Source organism: Candidatus Villigracilis sp. (assembly GCF_057083605.1).
The window spans coordinates 1-21,290 of the sequence record NZ_JBXMTI010000148.1; the positions used below are offsets into that span (position 1 = coordinate 1).

Consider the following 21,290-nt stretch of genomic DNA (forward strand, 5'->3'; position numbering starts at 1 on the left):
GGAACGCCGTCTCGTGATGTTCCTGAATATTTTCAAGGAAATATTCCTTGGTTGACTTCAAAAGACATGCGTGGGGAATATATTTATGATACGCAAGAACATGTAACCGAAAAAGCAATTCGGGAAAGTGCGGCTAAACTTGTACCAGTCGGTTCAATTTTGCTTGTTGTGAAAAGCAAGATTTTGATGCACCGCCTTCCTATTGCAATAACGAAAGTTCCTTTATGTCATGGTCAAGACATAAAATCAATTCAATGCTCAAATAAGGTTAATCCCCATTTCCTTGTTGCTGTTTTGAAATACAACGAAGCAAATATATTATTTCAAGCCAGAGGTGCAAATACAGAAGGTTTGACTTTGCCTATGCTGCATGAAATAAAAGTACCCAATGTCCCGCTGAGCCTGCAAGAAGAGTTTGCGGGCGTGGTGGCGCGGGTCGAGGGTCTGCGCGGGCGGATGGGCGAGTCCACGCGGCAGGTGGAGGGGCTGTTTGAGAGTCTGCTGGCACAATCTTTTGACGGTGGTCGGTAGACGATGGACGATGGAAAAGCCACGGTCAACAGTGTATCGTCCACGGTCTGCTTTGCGGGCGTGGTGGCGCGGGTCGAGTCGCTGCGTGGGCGGATGGGCGAGCCCACGCGGCAGGTGGAGGGGCTGTTTGAGAGTCTGCTGGCGGAGGCGTTTTCGTGAAAAGACCTGACAGGTTTTCACGAGAGTCTTGTGTTCGGAGTCTCATGTCCGCGCGTGGGTTGCGATTGAGTTGCGTCACGGTGAAACCTGTCAGGTCTCCACAGAACCATGATTAACGAAAATCATATTCCACACGTAAGTTATGATTAACCTAGGTCACGCTGAGACCTGTCAGGTTTAGTAAAAGAGGATTCAAACCATGCCTACCGACATCCCACCCATAACTTTCGGAACTTTCTTTCACATCTACAATCGAGGAAACAACGGAGAGAATATCTTCGTTCAAGAACGAAACTACGCCTATTTTATGGAATTATGGTGGAAACACACCTATCAAGTCTTTGAAACATGGGCATTTTGTTTGCTCAGAAATCATTTTCATGTTGCTGGCTTTTTCAAAAACAGGGAAGATTTTGCAGGGCTCAAAATAAAGGAGCCAAGTCAATATTTCTCAAATTTCTTCAATGCTTATTCGCGGGGATTGAATATTGCCGCACAAAGAACAGGTGCTTTGTTTGAACGTCCCTTCAAGAGAGTTCCCTTGGATAGTGAAGCCTATCTCATGCGCTTAATTGTCTACATTCATCAGAACCCACAGAAACACAAATTCGAGAATAATTTTCTTGATTGGAATTATTCGTCATATCATGAGTTGGCAGGGAATATTCCAACCAGACTGCAAAGAGATAAGGTCTTTCAACTGTTTGGCAATCGTGAAGACTTTGTCAGAATTCATCAGGAAATTCAGCCATTGGAAGATATTTATGATGAGGAGTAAAAGACCTGACAGGTTTCCACGGGAGTCTTGCGTTCGGAGTCTCATGTCCGCGCGTGGGTTGCGATGGACTCGTGTCACGGTGAAACCTGTCAGGTCTGAATTTGCGTTCGTGATGGCGTGGGTGAGGGGCTGTTGAGAGTCTGCTGGCGCAATCATGTGACGGTGGACGGTAGACGATGGACGATATGAAAACCACGGTCAACGGTCTATCGTCCACGGTCTGCATTGCGGGCGTGGTGGCGCGGGTCGAGTCGCTGCGTGGGAGGATGTCCGAGGCGGGGAGGCGGGTGGAGGGGCCGTTTGAGTCATTGTTGAGTGAGAGTTTTGGGTGATAGTGAAAAGGAGGCTTAATGCAGATCATAATAGCCATCGCCTTGGCAATTACAGCTTATTTACTTTTTTCATCCAAATTTGGTAATGAGGCTTTGGAAAGAGCTTCAAATGTTGGCGGAATTGTTGCGACCATTGCCGCAATCATTGTGTTGGCATTCTATACATTTCCAAGTGGGACACTACAAGAAGAGCAAGCTACTGCAACATCGCAGGTGTACCCGACCTCAACCATCGCCGACACTATCCCCCCCTCCCCTATTCCAAGTAATACACCTGCTCCAACAGAAACATTAATTACTTCGTCAGCTCCGATTATTGATTCAATCCAATTTCCAGAATCGATTGTATGCGATGGGACAAGATATGATGTCCCTATTCGATTTCATGATCCTGACGGAGATGCTCATCGCGTACAATGGGAATTGCTTTACACAAAGAAACAGACGCCACTATATTCTGATGCAGTTGAATTTTTCATTGACGCTCAAGAGCAAATAGGTGGTGCAACTTTTCACGATTTTCTTGAATGGTATATTCCTGGCGACGATGTAAAAATACGTGTGTATATCGAAGATACAGCACAGCAATCTGGCTTTATGGATTTTGAATTCAAATGTTCAAATTAAGTGATTTTGCAGTTGTCATCCAGCTGAACCTGCAAGAAGTGTTTGCGTGCGTGGTTGCGCGGGTCGAGTCGTTGCGAGGGCGGATGGGCGAGTCCACGCGGCAGGTGGAGGGGCTGTTTGAGAGTCTGTTGGCGGAGAGTTTTGGAGGATAGAAATTATGTGGATCTCTCCGTCGTTTCAAGATATTGATTATCCGTTCCCACACTCACTTGATACTAAAATCATCCTTTTTGAAGACAGGGTGATTGGATGGAAACTAAAAATTGCTGACCGAATAATAAATGGTGGCGAAGAACAACTAGCGATAAAACACTCTGGGTATGCAACGTTGGATATTGTTTTCAGTTATTTTGAAATGATCTCAAAATATGAAGATGGTTATGCTGATGTTGGAAAATCAAAGGAATATTTTAAGTCGGGAGTTCATGCAGTTTTTCCAGAATATGTTCAACCTGTATTGCCAACAGGCAGACTTCCCGTACCAGTAGGAAAAGTGAAGACATTATTCGATGAAGTTCTAGATACTATGTATGATGGCATACGATGTGGTTTGTATCATAGCGGCATAACAAATAGGCGCGTGGTGTTAACAGGAGTAATAGAAGCCCCAATTGCGTTTAATCCTCAGACCTTTGAACTATACGTCAACCCCCACTTGTTGGTTCCAAAACTGATAACTCATTTACATAATTATGTAAGCCGCTTGAAAAACACCAAGAATGCCGATCTTCGTGCAAAATTTGAGGCTCGCTATGATTTCGATACCCGCGCATAAACGGTTTGCGGGCGTGGTGGCGCGGGTCTGCGGGGGATGATGTCCGAGGCGGGGAGGCAGGTGGATAATTGTTTGATGGATTGTTGGTGCAATCATTTTTAAATAAAAGTTTGGAAATGGTGTCTACGTGTCTGCAGAAATGCTCCACTTGTCTTGCTCGCGTGTTTCATAACACATCATTCCAGTCTTCCGCCAACTTCATCGCCTCCCTCTTGGACATGGGATCTCATCCAAACCGATTAAGTAGAACGGTCAACTTCATGTGTCATCCCAGCACGCCTCAGAATTTGGCTCTGAGGCGTGCGTGGTTCATTTTGTCGTCCGATTCTTTCCATTGAGCGCGGGCAAGTTTGTTTTTCTTGTTATTTCTCCATCCATGATGACATTGTACTCCTTCTCGCGAAATTGAAGACGATACTGCGCGCGCTTATCAAGCAGATTCTCTGAAACAAGAAAATACACCGAAATACATTTTTCGCTATCATCTCCAGTCACACGGTCTAATATATTCTCATACTTGCTGAGTGACCTTGGCATTTCAACAAATACTACGTGTGATACATTAGGAAGATCCCACTCGATCTCCATATCGTTAGCAACCATAAGTGCACGAAAAATATCGTCGCGCCGAAAACCCTGAATGATCCTACTCCGTTCCTTTTCACTCCTTGTCATACCATAATAAGCTGGGATCTCCAACGCTTCCGCCACTTTTTCAACCACATCGTTATGGTGCGCAAATATAAGTGTCTTTCCTCGGCAACCTTGCAAAAATAAACGTAGCCACGAAATCGCGCCCTCGACCTTCCTCGCGCCGATTACATGCAGTGGGTGTTTGATCGCCTCTGGATCAAATTCAGCCGGGAAGCCGCTTGTCAAGCCAATATTCATAATTCGTTCCTGAACATCCAGTTCGCGATCATCGGCGCGGCGCACCATGCAGTTGGCACGCAATTTGAAATGCAACCGCCTCAATACGGTTTGATGGCCATACCGATAAAGATTCCTTGATGCATTTATCAAGGGATCACGGCTTGCCGTTCTCAATGAGTCATATAGATCCTCAAATTCACCCTCCCGGTCCAGAATTCTCAATAAGATGTGCAGGTCCTGGTACGAGAGATCCACCGGGTAATCGGTCAGCAGGAGTCGATAGGATACGCCTTTTCTGATCGAGAGTAGGTTTTGAGTGCGCCGTGCCTCGGGGTTTTTGAATAAATGCGCATCATCGACGATGAGCGATGTTCCTGCTTTGTCCTTCCTTCGAGGAAAAGTCGGCCATCGAAAATGCCTTTCCAAAATGGAATGTTCGGCAAACAAGATGGTTTTTTCGGGCAGGTTGGATTGCACATCACAAACATCCAGCGCTTGAACTTCTTTGGGAAGCAGCGCTCGAATCTTTTCATGCCAATGCTTCCTTTCATCTTTGCCGCAAACGATCAAACAGGGATAACATTCTCTCTGATGGATCGTGCCGAGTGCAATCGCCATGCGGTCTTCCGGCGAAGGATCGGCGATGATGCACCTTTGTGAAAGCAGGGCATATTGGATGCCCGTCAGTACAAACTGTGACATCTCCTCCTTGAGCGGTCTTGTCAATCTCAGGTTGGTAATCTCAGCACGACTCAATTCGAACATGCGGGCATTGTGATACTCCATCAGGCTTTCCGGGTCGTTCAATGCCAGATCAGATTTTCCCCAAGGCTGGATCTCAATATTGTGCTGTCGGGCAAAAGTGAGGGCATCCCTGGCCAGTCTTAATGTAGCGGGCGATGTGACATAGGTGCCGTAATAAATATGGTAGCTCGCGACCCTGCGCAGCTCCCTGGTGAGATCCCAACGGTTCCAAAGAATTTGACCGAAACTGTTGAAGTGTGATGATTTGGTGGACATGCCAGCTCCTGTTTATTTGTTATGAGATTCTTTTATGGCGAGAGCCAGGATTCTTTTGTTGCGCTCTATTTGTGGCGATGTGACCTTCGTGCCTGTCAGGGCGTCTTCCAGCGCTGCGGATACATGCCTTGCGGTCCATTCCCTCAGGTCACCGCCGGCTTTCCAGAAATCAGTCAGGTCATGTGCAGGCGGCAGGATCGGGCGAAGGCGCGGGATCCTGGCTTGCAGGCTTGCGATATATTCCCGTCCCAGTGCGCCGGCCTGATCGTCATCATGCACAACCAGCACCGTGGAATAACAAGTGAGCAGAGCCAGATCGAGTGTGTCGAATTTGGACTGTGCTCCGCCAAGTGTGGCGATATCACACAAGTCGGCGCAGTGCTCCCATACCAGCATGGCATCCCATTCGCCTTCCACCAGCATTAAGACAGGCAGGTGGTCCATGAATTCCAGACGGAACAAAACAGATCTGCCGCCGCGTGGACCGCCGAACTTGACTTCTGGAAATCCATCCTGCAGATTCCATGTTGGGATGTAATTGCCCAACGCGTCGTTCGCAAGTGGACGCCTGATCTTGATGTGCTGAGGCTGGGACCTCAGATAGCCCGGGATCACCATCCCGCGCGGCAGCCAGATCTTTTTGCCTTCCAAGCCCCAGCGGGCGGGTTCGTCATACAGACTATCTGGGTTGTACCCCAAGTGGAATGCCTTCACAGTTTCCCGAGATAAACCTCGCTCATGGTTGAGATACCCCAGCACGGATGGGTTCAGATTCTTTTCAGCGAAAGATACGAACGCTTCAGCGCGTGTCCGCCACTGCGGAGGCTGGGTATACGGTTTAGGTTGAGGAGCAGGTCCAGGCGTGTATGGATGCGCTGCACCAGAATGCTCCGAAAGTTCCTGCACAGCAGTTTTGAAGTCCACACCTTTCCATGCCATATAGAATGCGATCACATCGCCGCCATTGGCATCCGGCGGGCAGGAACTGTGGCATTTCCACTTGCGTCCATTGTCATAGATAATAAACGCGAGACTGGACCGGTCCCCCGCATGATGGGGCAGCGGGCAGTGGCTTCTCAGCCGATGCGCGTCTCCAAACCTGGCGCCGGCTGCTTCAGCCAGCGCCACCAGAGAGATACGTTGTCGGATTTCATCAAGGTTTTTCATAACGACTCTCCAACTGTGTCAACTGTTTCAACTGTCTCACTGTTTCAGACCGTCCCAACCCTACACACTCAAAAACAGTGAGACAGTTGAGACTCTTGGGACAGTTCATTCCTCCTCATCCAGTGTGTCATCCGGTTCAACCGGCGACTCGGACCACCTCCAGGCATTATCGGGCGCCTGGCGGCCGCGTGTGTTCGTGATGTGAACGGATAGTTCGCGGCGGGCGCGATAGATCATTGTGCGGCTGAAACCCTGTTCCAATCCCATTTTCAAAATTTCCCTGGGGTGCAAGCCTTGCGGGTTTTCCTTCAAGGTATCCTCCAGCCATTCGCTGCACAGATCGGATTGGGTTGGTTCGCGATACTCCTTCGGAGCCTGATTGTTCCACTTCAGTTTTGCACCTTCGGGAAATAACGGCTCAAAGTTAAAGCCCAGGGGTTTGGGATAGGCACCCAGATTGCTCTTCAACACTTTGAGTTCACGCGGACCGTTTGGATCAAACTCGGGACCGGTCTGTACCACGCGCAAGCCCATCACCACACGGGCTTGCTGGGTGATGTAGCCGGAGCCGCTCAGGTCCTCCATGCCGAAATCCACGTTCATCATGCGTTGTCCGTTGGGTGACTTGCGAATATGGTGAATAAGGAGCATCCCACAGTTTGCCCAACCGGTCAGGCGGACCAGATAACCTACCAGTGCGCGTAGATCTTCAACATTATTTTGTCCACGTGTGTGCGACGATGACAGCGAGTCGATAATGATCAATTCGGGTTGGAGCGCGGCAGCCATTTCGGTGAGCCGGTCCTGATACTTCTGTTGCCCAAGATCGATCATCTCGCCATGATCAGCGAGCATCAGGAAGATCTTTTTCTGATCCATGTTGAAATGATTGGCACGTTCCCGCAGGATTTGCGGTACCGCTTCGGCATCCACATAGATCACATTGGAACCGGGCCGCGCAATGGGAGAGCTGTCGGGAAATCCCAGGTTGTGAATGATGCAGCGGGCAAGATCCAATGCGACAAAGGATTTTCCGCTGCCCTGCGATGCGCCCAGGACTGTCAGCAGGCCGCGCGGAATCCAGCTCTTCCAGATCCACTCGATGGGCGGCAATTCAGATCCGATCTCGTCCAGTGATTTGATGTCCGGAGCATAACCGGGTCTTGCGCCGAGGATGGTTTGGAGAATTTCCTTCTGGTCAGGGAGACTTGCGGTTGCTTGATGCAAGGCTTCGTGCTCCAAGCCTGGTGAGGCAGAGTGGATGGCACTCCAGCAGGCCAGCCAGGGCTGTGTAAAGAAGCGTACATCCGCTTCAACCGGCAAGCCCGCAAGATGATCCGCGATATATTGGACCTGCATCCGTTTCGTCAACATACTTCCCCCTTTATGTCGCACAATAAAAAGCGTCTTGATTTTGTGCTACAATTTTTCAAGATTGACGCCAGACCAGCGTCCCGTTGATGTGCCGCCGAGTTCCAGTCGGCGGCATACTCTTTTTGTCTCATCGTCTTCTCCTATTCATCGAGTTTGGATACAGCCTCTTCAAGATCTCTGGCGCTGGGTGTAATGTAAATCCGGGTGGTGTTCAAGTTGGTATGCCCCAACAAGGCAGCCACCTCTTCCAGGCCAACGTCGTTATTGACCAAATTTTTTGCAAAACAATGGCGCAGCATATGCGGGGTTAGAGTCTCCAGTCCAGCCTCCCTGGCATAGCGCGCTAACATTCTCTGGACTGTTCGCCCGGTAAGCCTCCCACCATCCTCCATCTCCACGGCAATCCATAAATGTTCGCCTCTTTGCGGACGGACTTTCAACCACTCTTCCACTGCTTTGCGCGCCTCGGTATTTAAGGGGATGATCCTTTGTTTGCTGCCCTTGCCATTTTGAACAAGCACCGATCCTTTTCGGGCAGATAGTTTCACATCCTCAAGCGTCAGGTTGACACACTCATTCAAGCGCAGGCCGGTGTTCAGCAGGAATAGCGTCATCGAAGCATCCCTGCGACGTGTTAACCAACGTTTGGGATAACGCAATTTGGAAACCTGCAGGTCCTTCTCGATGGCTCGCTGTAGAGCGAACTGTTCCTTTTTATCCAACCAGCGAATCGCATTGGTTGAATTTTCCAGGCGCTTGATCTTGTGCATTGGATCGATCCGGATCAGACCTTGATCGAGCGCCCATTGCATCCACATGGACAAGGCGGATAACTGCCGGTTGATCGTGCTGGCCTTGCAGCGTTTCGTCACTAAAAGATACTGCTTGTACTCCTTCATATCCGTGGGGGTGACGCTTTCCAGACCCTGGGTTTCTCCATTGCTTTCGGTAAACCAATGCGCGAAATGACTGATATCGGAGCTGTAACCCTTCACGGTCAGGTCAGATAAATCCTGACTCTCAAGATGTTGGATGAATTGTTTCATGGCGTCCATCATGTTCGTGTTCTCCTTGTCATTTACCAAAACTCGGGTCGGCCGAGTCCCAGGTCCTCGGCGTACTCGAAGAGTGCCCACAACACCCATTGGAGGGCATCTGTAATATCGCTGTTTCGAAACTTGTATCTATTGGGAATACTGTGCCAATTGCAGTTCACCGTGTAATCGCCCTTGCCGTCTCCATCAATGGTGGGATAGATCTTGATCACACCGCTCGATCGCCAGCCGTGGTAGGCGAGAAATGTGCGGATCACGATCCGCATGCGGTGCAGGATGTTCTGCTGGGTCCAGACAACCTTGGTCTTATTGAAATGGATGGATTGCCGCAGCCGGGTCAGAAGTTCGGGGTGCAGGTTCAGGTACTCCCGCAAGAGGTAGATGCTGACAAGGGGCACACCCGCCACCTCATCAAAGGTGTTGTGTTCCTTCCCATGTGCCGCCTCGTAGATCGTCCTGACCAGTTGCAGCATGTCCCAATCCGGCCTGCGCTGCTCGACGGGAATGGTTTCATTGAATTCCTGTGCCAGAGCGCCCAGCAGCACAATATCCTTTTCGAGCGATCTCTTGGGCCGCCTGGCAGAGGGCATCTGGCTTCTCTGTTCCGCGGCGGAAGAATTGTCGAAACCATCATGAGGGTCAATGCTTTGCCAGCGGTTGGATATTTCCTCGTCCCATTCGGGAGCGGACAGGAAGACATTGAACGTCAGGACCATGATCGAGAAACCCAGTTCCTGCCCGCTGGTTTGAATGAACTGCCGCATGGCCTCCTTCCAGACTTTGATCGTCTTATGGAAGTCCCGGCCAGGTTTTAGATTCAATAGCATTCTGATCACTGGTTGAATCCCGGCACTCTCCGGACTCTTGAAAAACGCCTGCTTGTTGGCGAGGCTTTCCATGATGCGGGGTAATAACTTGGGGGTTGCCTGTTGCTCGATCTCGATCAGGAACCTGTTACCGCCTGTAGGAATGATCTGGTGATCCGGTCGTATCTGTTGGCCATCACCGTAGGGCAGGTTTTTATCGGTGATGATCTGGAGATCAGACTGCCTATCAGCCATGTGAGCGATGGAAACCATGCACAACGCATGCAGGATGGCGGTATCCTGCTTGAGCTTGCAGGCTCTCGCATCCAGTCCGAGATGTTGCAGCAACTGCACACCTCCCTCGGAAAGCAGGAAGATCGTGGAAGGCCGCTTGGAACCACCCGGGACCCTGAGCGTGTGGCCGTATCGAGTGACCAGCGGAAATCCATCCAGAAAGAATCCCTCAAGTTGATCAATACAACGGGTGGCTTTATCTCTTGGAAAGCCAGTCGCATCCTGTACATGGCGGGTGGTGGACAAGCCCATTGGCAGGAAAGCCAGCAGAATGGGCTTCCAGCGTTGGTCTCGCATGGCCTTATCGAGAGCCTGGATCAGATCAGTGGGGTTATCGAATTCGTTGCGCATTATTCATTTGCTTATATAGGTCACCTTCTATTAATTAAAGGGATTTATGTTGAAGATGACTCATCTACAGCGCCAGTCAGGTTGGAGATCTTGCGATGCAGGTCGGCGATCAGGGTATTTTGGATACGGATCTGTTTGGTTAGATCTTCATTCTTGTCTATGAGGGTGGTGATCTCCCAACTTAACTTCTCTTTTTCCTTTGTCACCTGGTCTACCTTATTTTTTAGTTCTTTCTCTTGTTGATGGTTCTTCTGCCATAGCTCGTTCGATTTTCTTCTATGATCGCTTTCCAATGCATCGATCAGTTTGGAGATCTCCTCAGCCAGTACTTTCCCCACGCGGGAAGCCCCGTAACTGTTTTTGATGGCTTCCGCCAATTCCGAAACCATGTTGGGCCAGTATTTCCTTAATGGCTCGATCAACTGGGACATGGTCTCGATCCTGGTATCCATGATCGCTTGGTATAGTGTTTGTGTTGATCTTTGAAACATTTTGTGTGATCCTTTTAGATGGTGTTTTTCCGTTGTCGAAAAACATCAAACCATTGAATATCTGCCATATCTCTTGCGGCCGGCTTCAATGGTCGCCCTGCTGGCGTCATTGTGTAGTCGTGTGTGCATTTGGAAATGATCCTTTCGACGAATTGGATTTTGAGCAGGTCGAATGGGCATGTTACATAACCATGGAGATGTAACATCAGATCTCCATGCCCAGTCCGGACATTTCCAGTGGTTCATCCTCTGGTTCGTCCATGAATATTGCCCTGCCGACCTGTACGCCGTTGCGCATGGACTCGCGAATCAAGCCCGCAAGCGCGCCTCTGGGAGCCGCGGAGATCAGGTCGATCAGATCATCGTCCCTCCCCGGGCGAAATGTAATACGGACGGTGAGGACCAGATTCCCATTTGGGCGTTGTTTAGCTGTCATAGGCACCCCATTTCCACAAGCCTTTCACATTGGCTGTGATGGGATCAGCCGGCCATGAAACGGCAGCGCCCTTGGCGATCAACGCCAGGTTCAACAGGTCTCCGAGAACCAGTGCACCACCGCCCGTTGGAATGACTGCATCGAACCGCCGCAGGCTGGGCCAGGTGCGCTCGATCGTAGCCAGAACTTCGGACAGCCAGGATTCAAGCTGGTCCTTCGAAGGTCGCAATTTGCCGGCTCGTAATTCGGCATCCAGTTCTTCTGGATCATGCCCACTGGCTGTCAGGAGTTCCAGCAGCCGGCGGACACCTACTTTATCTCCGCCGATAAACCTGGGCTCCACCTTGCCATCCTGAATGACGTACAGATCGAGCGTATTCATGCCAAGATCCAATGTGGCTACCTCAGACTGCCGCCCGCCTTTGCGGATATGGAGCTGGTCATCCAACAGCCAGTCGGCATAAGCCCCAACGGGTTGGGCGAGCACCTTCAAACGCGGGATGTTGATACGGTAGGAACCTTTCTCCATTTGAAAGTGATGTTTGCCTTTGTAGGCTTTGAGCCCACCGAGGACCGCTTGGGTTTGGGTTTCGTCCTTTAGGAGGGGCACCGGTAGACCGATGACCATAAGTTCAAAGTCATACTCGCCCGGTTCAAGGATTTGAGCCAATGTAGCAAATGCCAGGCTTTTTCGTTCCGGTGATGCCAGCGCAGAGTAATCCCGGCTGGTCAGCATATTGCCCCAGTGCCATGCACCAGGTCCGATGGCAAACGAGTGCCCATCCAACTCGATGGATAAGACCTGAGAGGCGGTCTTCATTCCGATCGTGGCCATACCCGTGGCTTGCGGACGGGCGATGGCGGATTGCATGGAGGCAGTTAAGCAATTCACACAGACTTTGGTACTCCCGTATCCGGGATCGAGCGCAATTACATTTTTCATTTTGATTCTCCTGTTGATTGGGTTTGTGCCGGCTCGCGGCGGTTTGATGAGGTTTGTTGGGTTTGCTGGTTTGCGACCAGTTTCAACGCTTTGGCAGTCAGGCAGAAGGAATTGTCGCGGTTGCCATCTTTGGCGATCCAGCCGCGGACTGCCCACGTGACTTGCATTTTGCGTGCCTGGTGTTGTGAACATTTGCCCCACTCGGCGATGTTCGTGAGGGTTAGTTTGCCCTCTGTCTCCACCCACGCTCGGGTGAATAAATTTCTTTCCAGTTCGGGTAGAGTTTCCAGCGATAACAAGCCTGAGGAAAGCAAGATTGGCTTTGGAACATAGAAGGCTTGCATTGGACCGAAGCGATCCGTGATCGTGAGGCCTGGACGTCCTTCCGGGATGCGGCTGGCGCCAGAGCACCCCATGCGTTTCGCCATCTCCGCCGAGCGCACCCGAAAGCAGATCGATAACCCGACCTGTTCGCGTACGGCTCCCACCAGATCCTTTGTGAACTCCTGCGCACCGAAAACGAAATGGATCCCGAACTTGCGTCCGCGCCAACCAAGCGTTGCCAATGCCTGTCCCAATTCGCCTTTGCCGCCGCCCATCACCGACAGGACCGCGCTGGCTTCATCCAGCACCACCAGAATGCGCCGTAATGGTTCGATGCCGGTCTTCACAGCCAGGGCGTTGTATTCGGAAAGTTTTTCTGGATGACCCTGCATGGATAGGTACAACCGCGCACGGTGATCGCATTCCCCTAAAGCCTTTTGAACCAATTCCAAGGCTTCTGCCGGCGTGGTTGCGATCGGAGCAAGCAGGTTGGCATGAGCCTGCCACATCGGGAAGGTGGTTTGATCGATATCTGCCAGTAACAATTGCATATCCTCACGAATTGCCTGGTGAACCAGGGAGCGTAGGAAGACGGATTTGCCGGCACCGGTCTGACCCAACACAGCCAGGTGACGCAGGCTCTCCCAATCCAGAAGCAGGGGACGGAATGTGAAGTTCAATCCCAAGGCAACCTTGCCGTGTGGTACATCGGGTGGAAGTTCCACCTTGTGAGGCAGTTTTGGGAGAGGAGAGAGCAGGATCACATAGCGCAGGCCTGTTGAGTTCGAGAGATACACGCGCAGTCCTCCCAGATCCGTGCTGATCTGATGCAGGAGTTCCGGGCTGGTGTATGGACTGTGATCCCCAATCTGATGCGTGTCCAGGACTGCCAGCAAGATGGACAGATCGGACAGGCGTGTCAGACCGAAGCCACTGAAGGCAGGCTTCAGTCGGCGCTGGAGGAACAGGCCGGGCAGTTGGCGAACAATGTTCTCTGCCATGTGTTGTTCGCGTTTGTTGATCCCGATTGCGGTTGCTTGCTCGTTCATGATGGACCTCCTTCATCTTCATCTGGGTTGAGAACGTCGGCTTGAATGGCATCCCGGACGATGCCGGGCAATACATCTTTTAGAATGGGCTTTGCCTGGTCGGGCTGTAATACTGTGACAGTAGGCAGAAGGGGTATGTTCTGGCCAGCCATTTGTTTCGCTATAGATCGGCGCCGCTCGTTCGCGGGAGCATCCAGCGCGCCGCGCGTGGCGAGATCGATCATCTGGTCGCGGGCTGTGGTGGGTGACTGCAGCTCAGGTGGGATGAGCGCTGGGATTTCCGGCTTCTTGTTGGAGACATCCAGCAGGGGATAAGGGTTGCGGTCCGCGTCATAGACTTTCCCGTCAATGACCAGTAACGGCGCATCGCCACGCGCATCCCGCAGAACAGGTCTGACCCTGCTCCAGCGTATTGCCAATGACAGCAGCACAACAAACATCGAAACAAGGATTGCCCAAGGAACGACTGCTTTGACTTTGTTCATCATGCGTTCGCGTTGTACTGCAAGCTCCACTGAGATCGCCTCCCCTGCCATGGCAGTGGAATAAGCTTGCGAGGAAGCCTCATTTGCTGTCGCGGTTGTGTTCCAAACTTGTTGTGTAGCTGTTGACTGGATGGACTGCGCAGTGGCGGCTCGAGCTGCGGCGCTGGTGGCGGACATGCTGTCAGCAGTCGCGGTGGCTTCCCAGACCCGAGCGGTGGAGGTGATCTCAGCCGCTTGTTGTGTCGCAAGCAGTAGCCAGGCGCGTTCTGTGGCTGCGGAATGTTGAGTTTCCACGGTGGCAGTGAGTTGGCCGGAATAGAACTGGGCGGTAGCTGCGGCAGAGACTGCCGTAGCCTGGCTGGAGTTGGCATTCACAAAAACTTGTGCAGGATCAGGCGTTTGAGCGTACGCAGGCACTGAGACAGGAGCGGTATAACAGCCAACCAGCAGCAGACAGAAAAGCAGGATCATCAATGAAGATCTGTTGTTCATGTTTATTCACCTATGGCAAAAGCCAGAGATCATTGTCTTCCGTCGAATCATCAACTTGAGCAGGTGGGATGTGTAGTTGGCTGGCGTTTTGATCCATCTGGTTTTGGAGCATCTGAACGACAAGCAGCGTAAGGAGGTGATCCAGGCTGGCAGGTTTTGCCAGGACTAGCTGAGGACTTGTGGTTTTGCGAGAAGATTGCTGTGAAGCGCCCTGGATGCGGAGGAAGAATAGAATACCGATCCCGAGGATAGCGATCACCACGAGCGCAAGCAAAAGGATGACGATCAGATTGCCAGCGCCGGCATTTTCTGCGACGCGAGCAGTCTCAATGGCGGCTTGAGCCTGTCTGGCAGTAGCATAGGATTGCGAGATTGATGCTAACCCGAAGACCAGAGCGATGATGAGCAGGGTGATAACCAGAAGCACGATCATAGAATTACCCCCGTTTTGTGAGATTGTGCGATAATATCTGGAAGGGAATTTAACTTACGTAATTCGCAAAAATGAAATTTAGCAGTGGGTACGGAAGCAGTTGTTCTGTTTCCCCAGAATCGTAGCCTAGCGGGATAAAGACCAACATCGCTTTGGTTGCAGGTTCGAATCCTGTTGGGCCCACTTTCAATTTACGATTTTTGATTTACGATTTTCGCGCAGGTTTTTACGGTAAACATAACTCATCCCGAAACTAATCTTTCGTGGGTGAGTTTGTTTTTAAGAGCAAAAAGGATGCAGACGAGCGCTGATACCCATACGGGTACAATGTAAGCGCTGATTCAAAAAAGAATCCGCGTCCCATATTGAACTTGGGATTAATTATGTTTTGCTATCCCAATTGTTCCAATATTTGTTCATAAACGCCGGGCGCTACGGCGAGGATGGAAAGGGGAGATGAAAGATAATCTGCTCTGCCATCCACTGCTGTAACTTTTGCACCGGCTTCTTCAGCGATCAAGCCACCGGCGGCAATATCCCAGGGGCGGAGGGCAAATTCCCAGAAGCCATCAAAACGGCCTACTCCTACATAACAGGCGTCCAATGCAGCAGAACCGAGACGGCGCACCCCCTGGGTCTTTTTCGCGAGGCGCTCAAAATATTTGAAATTATCCAATTTTGTATTCCAGGTATCGTAGGGAAAACCTGTGACTAGCAAACACTTTTGCAACTCGGTTGTATTGGATGCCTGGATTTTTTTGCCATTTAGAAATGCGCCTTTTCCGCGCTCGGCTGTGAACATTTCTTCGCGAAGCGGATCGTATACTGCGCCGAGGGTGACAATCCCTTTGGATGCATATGCAATGGAAACACAGAAGACTGGAATGTGATGAGCGTAATTGACCGTCCCATCTAGTGGATCGATGTACCAGAGGCCTTCATTTTCTCCGCTGGTCTCTCCGCTTTCTTCGGCGAGAATGTGACTGTCCGGGAATTGCGACTGAATCTCGCCGATCAAAAAGGCTTCAGAGGCGTGATCGGTTTCGGTAACAAGATCAATTATCCCTTTGTATTGAACCGTATGTTCTGTATTGTATCCATCACGCAGGATGGCTCCTGCTCCGCGGGCGAGTCGTTCAAGGTCAGAAAGTGTAGGGATCATAGTTGTCCATTCCAAATGCGGCGGCCAAGAGCGGTGACGGCAAATTCAACGGCGAGTTTGGCAGTTTGATTTTGTACATCCAGGATCGGGTTGACTTCAACCACATCCATGCCGACGAGTTTTCCAGTTTCCGCGATCAGTTCGCAAGCTAGGTGTGCTTCACGTTCGGTTAACCCGGCAGGGACGGGAGTCCCAACGCCGGGCGCATGACGTGGATCGAGCGCGTCGAGATCGAGTGATAGATACATGCCATCTGTATCGCGAGTGACATGCTCAATGGCTTTTTCAACAACAGTGACCATGCCATAACGGTCAACCTGTTCCATGCTCATGACCATTGCGCCCGCCTCACGCAGATTGGCTTTTTCGCCAATATCAAGATCGCGCGCGCCGATGATGGCGATGTTGCGTGGATCAATCACGGGAATGGTTTCATCCCACAATTGCACCAGGCTTTTATCACCGAGCCCCGAAAGAATGGCAAGCGACATGCCGTGAATATTTCCCGAGGGCGTTGTTTCGGGAGTATTGAAATCTGCGTGTGCGTCGATCCAGATCACGCCAATTTTACGATTACGTGCCGTGCCACGCACGGAACCAATGGACAGGCTGTGATCGCCTCCAATCACAAGCGGGAAATTGCCAGCCTGTACCGAAGTGGATACCGCACCCGATACCCGCCGCGACATGGGGATGATGCAATCAAGATATTTCAGCTTGGGGTTGGTGATCTTGCACATTTCCGCAATAGGGACGTCCACATTGCCTTCGTCTTGCACGGTATATCCGAGTTCCTCCAGTTTTTGCTGCAGGTGTGAATAGCGGATCGCACTGGGCCCCATATCCACACCGCGGCGGTCCGCACCCAGATCTATGGGCACGCCGATAATGTCAATTTGCATTTCTGCCTCCAATAATTTTTTAATACCAAGCAAATCTTTTGTGTTTTATATTTATACTTTATGCGGTTCTGTAATAGCCCACATCCACCGAATACACACGTCCGCGCTTGATGACCTGCTTTACAAGATTTGTCCCATAGCGATAACCGACCTGGCGATAATCGTTGACGGATAGGATAAGCATATCCGCCTGTTTTCCGACTTCCAAAGATCCGATCATATCGGACCTACGAATTGCGTGCGCAGAATTGATGGTGCATGCAGCGATGGCCTGAGCCGGAGTCAAGCCCATGTAACGGCAGGCCAGCGCTATGGCAAATTGCATCGATTCATTCCACGACGTACCGGGATTACAGTCTGTGGCGAGGGCCAGCATGGCATCTGCTTCAAGCAATTTCTTTGCGGGTGTGTAATGACCTTCCGCCAGGCCGAAGGGTGTGCAAGGCAAGGCTACTGCAACTGTGTCCGATTTGCCAAGCGCGGCGATATCCGCATCAGAGGTGACAACGAGGTGATCAGCTGATGCCGCTCCCAACTCCGCTGCGAGGGCTGCACCGCCGAGGTTGTCAAACTCGTCAGCGTGGATCTTGAGCGGGAATCCCAGCGACCCAGCCTGAGTCAGGATCTGACGCGATTGGTCGAGAGTGAAGGCTCCCGTTTCACAGAATACATCCACAAAAGGTAAAAGGTATCGCGGAGCGTGAGTCCCCCACCATTCTTTGAGTACCGGCAGCATTGTATTGATCACTTCATCGGTATAGCCTTGTGGGTCATCTTTGAATTCAGGTGCAATGGCGTGTGCGCCGAGGAAAGTAATTGCAAGATCAAGCGGACCTTCGTCATCGAGCGCAAGCAGGGCTTTGAGCAAACGCAATTCAGTGGAGGTTTGCAAGCCATAACCTGTTTTCGCTTCGGCTGTGGTTGTTCCATGTGCGAACATGCGCAGCAAACGTGGGCGGGTCTGCGCAATGAGTGTTTCAATGGATGCTGTACGTGTGGCTTTAACCGTGGAAATGATCCCGCCGCCTGCCGCGAGAATATCGAGGTATGGCGTCCCGGACATTTTCATCTCGAATTCGTCAGCGCGGTCGCCTGCCCAGATGAGATGCGTGTGCGGGTCCACAAAGCCGGGCATGAGCACGCAATCACCGGCATCCAAAGTTGGCTCATCAGGATAAGCAGATTTAAGTTCTTCTGTTGTGCCAACCGCGACAATCTTTTCATCGCGGACAACAATTGCGCCGTTCTCAATAATACCAAGTGTGCCAAGTGCTTTTCCGCGTTGCGGACCGCCTGCAAGAGTAAGAAGCTGTGAAGCAGAGTGTATGAGCATGTTTATCACCAATTATTCATGATTGCATAATGGCGTAATTTAACCACAGAAAGATGAGTACAGAATGCCGCAGGGATGACCAGACGAGAACTCTGTAATTGTGCGTAACTTCGTTCAGAAAATCCAATAGATTGGGCCACAAGGTTGGAAGAAAAGGCACTTCCTTTGTGTTCCTTTTCACGAAAACACTTTAATTGATTTTCTTTTTAATATTCCTAACATTATTGCAAATGCAAAAGTAGTTGGTACTTGCTTTTTTTCCTTATCAATGTACAATAAAAGTAATCTCAGGAGCCTTTCCTGGGAAATTCCAAAGAAAGGAGAACCTATCCCATGTTATTTTCACCCAAAGAAAAAGGCCAGGGTCTTGTTGAATATGCGTTGATTCTTGTTTTGGTTGCCATTGTCGTTATCGCCGCTTTGATGGTCCTGGGCCCGATCATCGGCAACGTCTTCAGCACTATCAATGAAAGCCTCTCCTCTTTCTCCTAATGAGTTTTGTTTTATGATTTAAGATAATATGTCGCGAACACCCATGATGTTCGCGACATATTATGTGTTCTTTCGTTCCTGTAAGGCTAACATAACTGTTAGGGCTATCGACATATTGGTACTTGCATTTTTTTGTAGTCGATGTAAAATAAAGATAGTTCCAGGAGGCCTTTCCTGGGAAATCTAAAAGAAAGGAGAACCTATCCCATGTTATTTTCACCCAAAGAAAAAGGCCAGGGTCTTGTTGAATATGCGCTGATTCTTGTTTTGGTTGCCATCGTAGTTATCGCGGCTTTGATGGTCCTTGGCCCGATTATCGGCAACGTCTTCAGCACTATCAATGAAAGCCTCTCCAGCGTCTAAATAGTTTTCGTACAAAAAGAACCCTGTCGTCAGACAGGGTTCTTTTATATTTGGTAGTGGTCACAAAGTAAGTGATGTGAATTGTTTTCTGGCTAGATTGTGGTCAACGATGAACCATTTGGTAATCAGGTGATGAAAGGTGTCACGCTTTGAAAGCGAGAGTGTTTTGCGAACATAGCGAGCTTGATGTTGGCGCAAAGTACAATACCTTATATTTAAAGATCAATTTTCCCCCATCCTACGTACTGTGCCATCCAATTTGGGAGATTAAAAGAAACAGTAATTACCCACGTACCAGGTTTTGGCTCTTTTTTAAACTTTTCTTCAAGTCGTTTTCCATGATCTGATGTGGGGTACGCAAAGACAATATTTGTATCGCTCATGTCTGAATTGTAAAAAATGCCCGTCTCAATGCGGATCTTGAAACCGACCCCGTTCCAAACAGCATTTGCCCAGCTATCCCTTTTGCATCCTTCGCAAAGCTAACAACCCTGCTGCATTAAACGCCACAGCAGTTAGTGCCACGAACAGGAAGCCAAACTGCTGATAAATAAAGGCCGCCAAAAAAGCTCCAAGCGCACGCCCTATTGCATGGCCTGTGACGTTCATGGAAAGCATTGTGGCGCGCGCCGAGGGGACAAGTTCAGTCATCAATGGAATGTGACTGACCATGACGTATTCAAAAGTAATATAGAACAGGAATAAACCAACCAACGCACCGACTTGTGTTTGCCCAATGATCGGGAGTAGGATCGAGGCCAGGGCATTGCCGACCAGCCCAATGGTTAGCGCGAGCGGTTTTCCAAGCCTGTCTGTTGTAAGGGCCACCAATCCCTCCCCGCTTAATTCTGAGATGCCGATTACAGCGGAGGCGCCTGCAAGCGCGATGATCTTCAATCCAAATGAGTCTTCCAGCCAGACGCCAAAGATGAGGTTGACCAATTCATTACCTGCGCTTGCCCACATCGCAATTGAAATGCCAGCCATTGCAGGTATGGAGGTAAACACGGCCCGATAGCCATCACGCGAATTGGAAGTCAGCTTGTGGTGCAGGTCTTCATTTGGAACCATTCGCCAGATAATGAAAAAGATGACTAGCCCAAGGATTGTGAAAATGGGAAAAGGCGCAGACCAGCTAAACTTATCAATCAAAAACCCAACCACTGGCACACCAGCCACAAACGCCATAGACCATGCAACTTCAGTCACTGCCAATGCTGTGCCGCGCTGGTGATATGGAATTCGATCTCCGAAGTAGGCTTGCATAGCGGGATCAAACATATATTTGCCAACCATGGCGAGCATGAGGGCAATGGCAAGTGTCCAGAAAGCTGGGTGAATCGCCACGAAGCCAACACCAATTGTGAAGATGACAATGCCAGCCAACATGCCGAATTTTCTACCGCGCCGATCTGCAATAGGTGCAAAGAGCGGACTGGTTATGCCAAGCAGAGAGCGTGCTGTCATCAACAGGGACATGGTGGAAAGATCCACAACCAGGCTCCGCGCAAAGACCGGTAAAAATGGATACACCATCCTGTGGGCGGTATTCAGGATGGTGCGTAGAACCATGAATGTAAGTAGTTGAAAGCGGATACGCAAGGCTATGCTTGATCTGTTTGAAGGTTGATGAAGAATCTTGTCAGGAAATAACCCGCGATCCATGCCAGGAAATTCAGGGTCAGGAAAAAGATAATAACATTCCACAAGCCTGAATTAAAGATGGGAGATGGCGGCGGATGCATGATATTTTCGGCGCTTGAAAATATGACACGCAGGATAACGACGAAGAGAATGTTTGCAAGTGAGGTCAGCCACTTTGTGTTAAGCACCCACAAGCCCACCTGAAGTAACACACCGGTCACGGCGAAGGTCATGGCAAGGCGAAAGCGCGGCTCGGCTAGGAAAAGCCCATTCCAGTTGGCTTGCATAGCGAAAAGAGAGAGCGGCAAATAGGTGACCCAGAAGATAATGCCTGTGCGCCCAAGCGCGGCGGACCAGGCGTGGAAAATGTCCTTGCGCAGGAGCAGGCCTAAAAGTCCAGAAAGAGCGGCGGCAATGAATGCGACTTCCGCAGCCAGCACCCAGGATCCATGCAGGTAGACGAGTCGCACGTTTGATCCCAAAGATTTTTCTTCGGGGCTCAGCAGAGTTAGCAATACGATTGCCATAAGTGTGATGAAGAAATATGTGATTGGTGATTTGAATTTGAACATAGCGTAAATTGTAACCCCATCCAAACA

24 protein-coding genes are annotated in these 21,290 nt (G+C 50.3%); 7 read left to right on the plus strand and 17 right to left on the minus strand.

Annotated elements, in window-relative coordinates:
• From AC14M5_RS21615 to AC14M5_RS21625, 3 genes are all read left to right on the plus strand, one after another.
• Window positions 1-531, plus strand: a 531-nt coding sequence (locus AC14M5_RS21615; RefSeq protein ID WP_484031792.1) for a restriction endonuclease subunit S, incomplete at its 5' end; no start/stop codon positions are given.
• 3 nt (window positions 532-534) lie between these two features.
• Window positions 535-690, plus strand: coding sequence for a hypothetical protein (locus AC14M5_RS21620; RefSeq protein ID WP_484031793.1), 156 nt, complete (start codon window positions 535-537; stop codon window positions 688-690).
• Window positions 691-889: 199 nt separating this feature from the next.
• Complete coding sequence (locus tag AC14M5_RS21625) at window positions 890-1,468, plus strand: transposase (RefSeq protein ID WP_484031794.1); 579 nt, start codon at window positions 890-892, stop codon at window positions 1,466-1,468.
• Here the strand turns inward: AC14M5_RS21625 and AC14M5_RS21630 are convergent.
• Window positions 1,416-1,829: a hypothetical protein gene (locus AC14M5_RS21630; RefSeq protein WP_484031795.1), complete on the minus strand. Its 414-nt coding sequence runs from the start codon at window positions 1,827-1,829 to the stop codon at window positions 1,416-1,418. The two genes, AC14M5_RS21625 and AC14M5_RS21630, sit on opposite strands and share 53 nt — an antisense overlap.
• Between AC14M5_RS21630 and AC14M5_RS21635 the strand changes: the two genes are divergently transcribed.
• Window positions 1,819-2,427, plus strand: coding sequence for a hypothetical protein (locus AC14M5_RS21635; protein ID WP_484031796.1), 609 nt, complete (start codon window positions 1,819-1,821; stop codon window positions 2,425-2,427). The two genes, AC14M5_RS21630 and AC14M5_RS21635, sit on opposite strands and share 11 nt — an antisense overlap.
• 157 nt (window positions 2,428-2,584) lie before the next feature.
• Complete coding sequence (locus AC14M5_RS21640; protein ID WP_484031797.1) at window positions 2,585-3,202, plus strand: hypothetical protein; 618 nt, start codon at window positions 2,585-2,587, stop codon at window positions 3,200-3,202.
• A 309-nt stretch (window positions 3,203-3,511) separates the two neighbouring features.
• On the opposite strand, the gene AC14M5_RS21645 is transcribed toward AC14M5_RS21640, so the two are convergent.
• The 14 genes from AC14M5_RS21645 to hutI form a co-directional block, all read right to left on the minus strand.
• A complete protein-coding gene (locus AC14M5_RS21645) occupies window positions 3,512-5,095 on the minus strand; it encodes a helicase-related protein (protein WP_484031798.1) in 1,584 nt (527 codons plus the stop codon).
• Window positions 5,096-5,107: 12 nt separating this feature from the next.
• A complete protein-coding gene (locus tag AC14M5_RS21650; RefSeq protein ID WP_484031799.1) occupies window positions 5,108-6,262 on the minus strand; it encodes a CHC2 zinc finger domain-containing protein in 1,155 nt (384 codons plus the stop codon).
• A gap of 105 nt (window positions 6,263-6,367) precedes the next feature.
• Window positions 6,368-7,636, minus strand: coding sequence for an AAA family ATPase (locus AC14M5_RS21655; protein WP_484031800.1), 1,269 nt, complete (start codon window positions 7,634-7,636; stop codon window positions 6,368-6,370).
• A gap of 140 nt (window positions 7,637-7,776) precedes the next feature.
• Entirely contained in the window at window positions 7,777-8,694 is a 918-nt protein-coding gene (locus AC14M5_RS21660; RefSeq protein WP_484031801.1) for a tyrosine-type recombinase/integrase, read from the minus strand.
• A gap of 20 nt (window positions 8,695-8,714) precedes the next feature.
• Window positions 8,715-10,142 (minus strand): hypothetical protein, encoded by a 1,428-nt coding sequence (locus AC14M5_RS21665; RefSeq protein ID WP_484031802.1) that lies wholly within the window; start codon window positions 10,140-10,142, stop codon window positions 8,715-8,717.
• A gap of 44 nt (window positions 10,143-10,186) precedes the next feature.
• Window positions 10,187-10,633 (minus strand): hypothetical protein, encoded by a 447-nt coding sequence (locus tag AC14M5_RS21670; RefSeq protein WP_484031803.1) that lies wholly within the window; start codon window positions 10,631-10,633, stop codon window positions 10,187-10,189.
• A gap of 205 nt (window positions 10,634-10,838) precedes the next feature.
• The gene (locus AC14M5_RS21675; protein WP_484031804.1) at window positions 10,839-11,069 is read right to left on the minus strand and encodes a hypothetical protein; all 231 of its coding nucleotides are present in this window, start codon (window positions 11,067-11,069) and stop codon (window positions 10,839-10,841) included.
• Entirely contained in the window at window positions 11,059-12,012 is a 954-nt protein-coding gene (locus tag AC14M5_RS21680; protein WP_484031805.1) for a ParM/StbA family protein, read from the minus strand. The genes AC14M5_RS21675 and AC14M5_RS21680 overlap by 11 nt, the downstream gene beginning before the upstream one ends.
• Window positions 12,009-13,385, minus strand: a complete 1,377-nt coding sequence (locus AC14M5_RS21685; RefSeq protein ID WP_484031806.1) for an FtsK/SpoIIIE domain-containing protein — start codon at window positions 13,383-13,385, stop codon at window positions 12,009-12,011. Before AC14M5_RS21685 ends, AC14M5_RS21680 begins: the two co-directional genes overlap by 4 nt.
• The gene (locus AC14M5_RS21690) at window positions 13,382-14,362 is read right to left on the minus strand and encodes a hypothetical protein (protein ID WP_484031807.1); all 981 of its coding nucleotides are present in this window, start codon (window positions 14,360-14,362) and stop codon (window positions 13,382-13,384) included. Before AC14M5_RS21690 ends, AC14M5_RS21685 begins: the two co-directional genes overlap by 4 nt.
• A 10-nt stretch (window positions 14,363-14,372) precedes the next feature.
• Window positions 14,373-14,795 (minus strand): hypothetical protein, encoded by a 423-nt coding sequence (locus AC14M5_RS21695; RefSeq protein WP_484031808.1) that lies wholly within the window; start codon window positions 14,793-14,795, stop codon window positions 14,373-14,375.
• A 391-nt stretch (window positions 14,796-15,186) separates the two neighbouring features.
• The gene (locus AC14M5_RS21700; RefSeq protein ID WP_484031809.1) at window positions 15,187-15,957 is read right to left on the minus strand and encodes an inositol monophosphatase family protein; all 771 of its coding nucleotides are present in this window, start codon (window positions 15,955-15,957) and stop codon (window positions 15,187-15,189) included.
• Entirely contained in the window at window positions 15,954-16,859 is a 906-nt protein-coding gene (rocF, locus tag AC14M5_RS21705) for an arginase (RefSeq protein WP_484031810.1), read from the minus strand. Before rocF ends, AC14M5_RS21700 begins: the two co-directional genes overlap by 4 nt.
• A 58-nt stretch (window positions 16,860-16,917) precedes the next feature.
• Complete coding sequence (gene hutI / locus AC14M5_RS21710) at window positions 16,918-18,192, minus strand: imidazolonepropionase (protein ID WP_484031811.1); 1,275 nt, start codon at window positions 18,190-18,192, stop codon at window positions 16,918-16,920.
• 333 nt (window positions 18,193-18,525) lie between these two features.
• Here hutI and AC14M5_RS21715 point away from each other — a divergent pair, with 333 nt between their 5' ends.
• Complete coding sequence (locus AC14M5_RS21715; RefSeq protein WP_484031812.1) at window positions 18,526-18,684, plus strand: Flp family type IVb pilin; 159 nt, start codon at window positions 18,526-18,528, stop codon at window positions 18,682-18,684.
• 207 nt (window positions 18,685-18,891) lie between these two features.
• Entirely contained in the window at window positions 18,892-19,047 is a 156-nt protein-coding gene (locus AC14M5_RS21720) for a Flp family type IVb pilin (RefSeq protein ID WP_484031813.1), read from the plus strand.
• A gap of 456 nt (window positions 19,048-19,503) precedes the next feature.
• On the opposite strand, the gene AC14M5_RS21725 is transcribed toward AC14M5_RS21720, so the two are convergent.
• Entirely contained in the window at window positions 19,504-20,649 is a 1,146-nt protein-coding gene (locus AC14M5_RS21725; protein ID WP_484031814.1) for an MFS transporter, read from the minus strand.
• A gap of 2 nt (window positions 20,650-20,651) precedes the next feature.
• Window positions 20,652-21,263 carry a hypothetical protein gene (locus tag AC14M5_RS21730; RefSeq protein ID WP_484031815.1) on the minus strand — a complete coding sequence of 204 codons (612 nt, stop codon included), beginning with the start codon at window positions 21,261-21,263 and terminating at the stop codon, window positions 20,652-20,654.
• Window positions 21,264-21,290 lie beyond the last annotated feature (27 nt).

Bases quoted from the DNA above. Each gene is read 5' to 3' on its own strand.
- AC14M5_RS21630 (WP_484031795.1), bottom strand. From the start codon at position 1,829: ATGATCTGCATTAAGCCTCCTTTTCACTATCACCCAAAACTCTCACTC.
- AC14M5_RS21730 (WP_484031815.1), bottom strand. From the start codon at position 21,263: ATGTTCAAATTCAAATCACCAATCACATATTTCTTCATCACACTTATG.
- AC14M5_RS21695 (WP_484031808.1), bottom strand. From the start codon at position 14,795: ATGATCGTGCTTCTGGTTATCACCCTGCTCATCATCGCTCTGGTCTTC.
- AC14M5_RS21645 (WP_484031798.1), bottom strand. From the start codon at position 5,095: ATGTCCACCAAATCATCACACTTCAACAGTTTCGGTCAAATTCTTTGG.
- AC14M5_RS21640 (WP_484031797.1), top strand. From the start codon at position 2,585: ATGTGGATCTCTCCGTCGTTTCAAGATATTGATTATCCGTTCCCACAC.
- AC14M5_RS21690 (WP_484031807.1), bottom strand. From the start codon at position 14,362: ATGAACAACAGATCTTCATTGATGATCCTGCTTTTCTGTCTGCTGCTG.
- AC14M5_RS21700 (WP_484031809.1), bottom strand. From the start codon at position 15,957: ATGATCCCTACACTTTCTGACCTTGAACGACTCGCCCGCGGAGCAGGA.
- AC14M5_RS21635 (WP_484031796.1), top strand. From the start codon at position 1,819: ATGCAGATCATAATAGCCATCGCCTTGGCAATTACAGCTTATTTACTT.
- AC14M5_RS21720 (WP_484031813.1), top strand. From the start codon at position 18,892: ATGTTATTTTCACCCAAAGAAAAAGGCCAGGGTCTTGTTGAATATGCG.
- hutI (WP_484031811.1), bottom strand. From the start codon at position 18,192: ATGCTCATACACTCTGCTTCACAGCTTCTTACTCTTGCAGGCGGTCCG.
- rocF (WP_484031810.1), bottom strand. From the start codon at position 16,859: ATGCAAATTGACATTATCGGCGTGCCCATAGATCTGGGTGCGGACCGC.
- AC14M5_RS21620 (WP_484031793.1), top strand. From the start codon at position 535: ATGGACGATGGAAAAGCCACGGTCAACAGTGTATCGTCCACGGTCTGC.
- AC14M5_RS21715 (WP_484031812.1), top strand. From the start codon at position 18,526: ATGTTATTTTCACCCAAAGAAAAAGGCCAGGGTCTTGTTGAATATGCG.
- AC14M5_RS21665 (WP_484031802.1), bottom strand. From the start codon at position 10,142: ATGCGCAACGAATTCGATAACCCCACTGATCTGATCCAGGCTCTCGAT.
- AC14M5_RS21675 (WP_484031804.1), bottom strand. From the start codon at position 11,069: ATGACAGCTAAACAACGCCCAAATGGGAATCTGGTCCTCACCGTCCGT.
- AC14M5_RS21660 (WP_484031801.1), bottom strand. From the start codon at position 8,694: ATGATGGACGCCATGAAACAATTCATCCAACATCTTGAGAGTCAGGAT.
- AC14M5_RS21670 (WP_484031803.1), bottom strand. From the start codon at position 10,633: ATGTTTCAAAGATCAACACAAACACTATACCAAGCGATCATGGATACC.
- AC14M5_RS21625 (WP_484031794.1), top strand. From the start codon at position 890: ATGCCTACCGACATCCCACCCATAACTTTCGGAACTTTCTTTCACATC.
- AC14M5_RS21655 (WP_484031800.1), bottom strand. From the start codon at position 7,636: ATGTTGACGAAACGGATGCAGGTCCAATATATCGCGGATCATCTTGCG.
- AC14M5_RS21680 (WP_484031805.1), bottom strand. From the start codon at position 12,012: ATGAAAAATGTAATTGCGCTCGATCCCGGATACGGGAGTACCAAAGTC.
- AC14M5_RS21650 (WP_484031799.1), bottom strand. From the start codon at position 6,262: ATGAAAAACCTTGATGAAATCCGACAACGTATCTCTCTGGTGGCGCTG.
- AC14M5_RS21685 (WP_484031806.1), bottom strand. From the start codon at position 13,385: ATGAACGAGCAAGCAACCGCAATCGGGATCAACAAACGCGAACAACAC.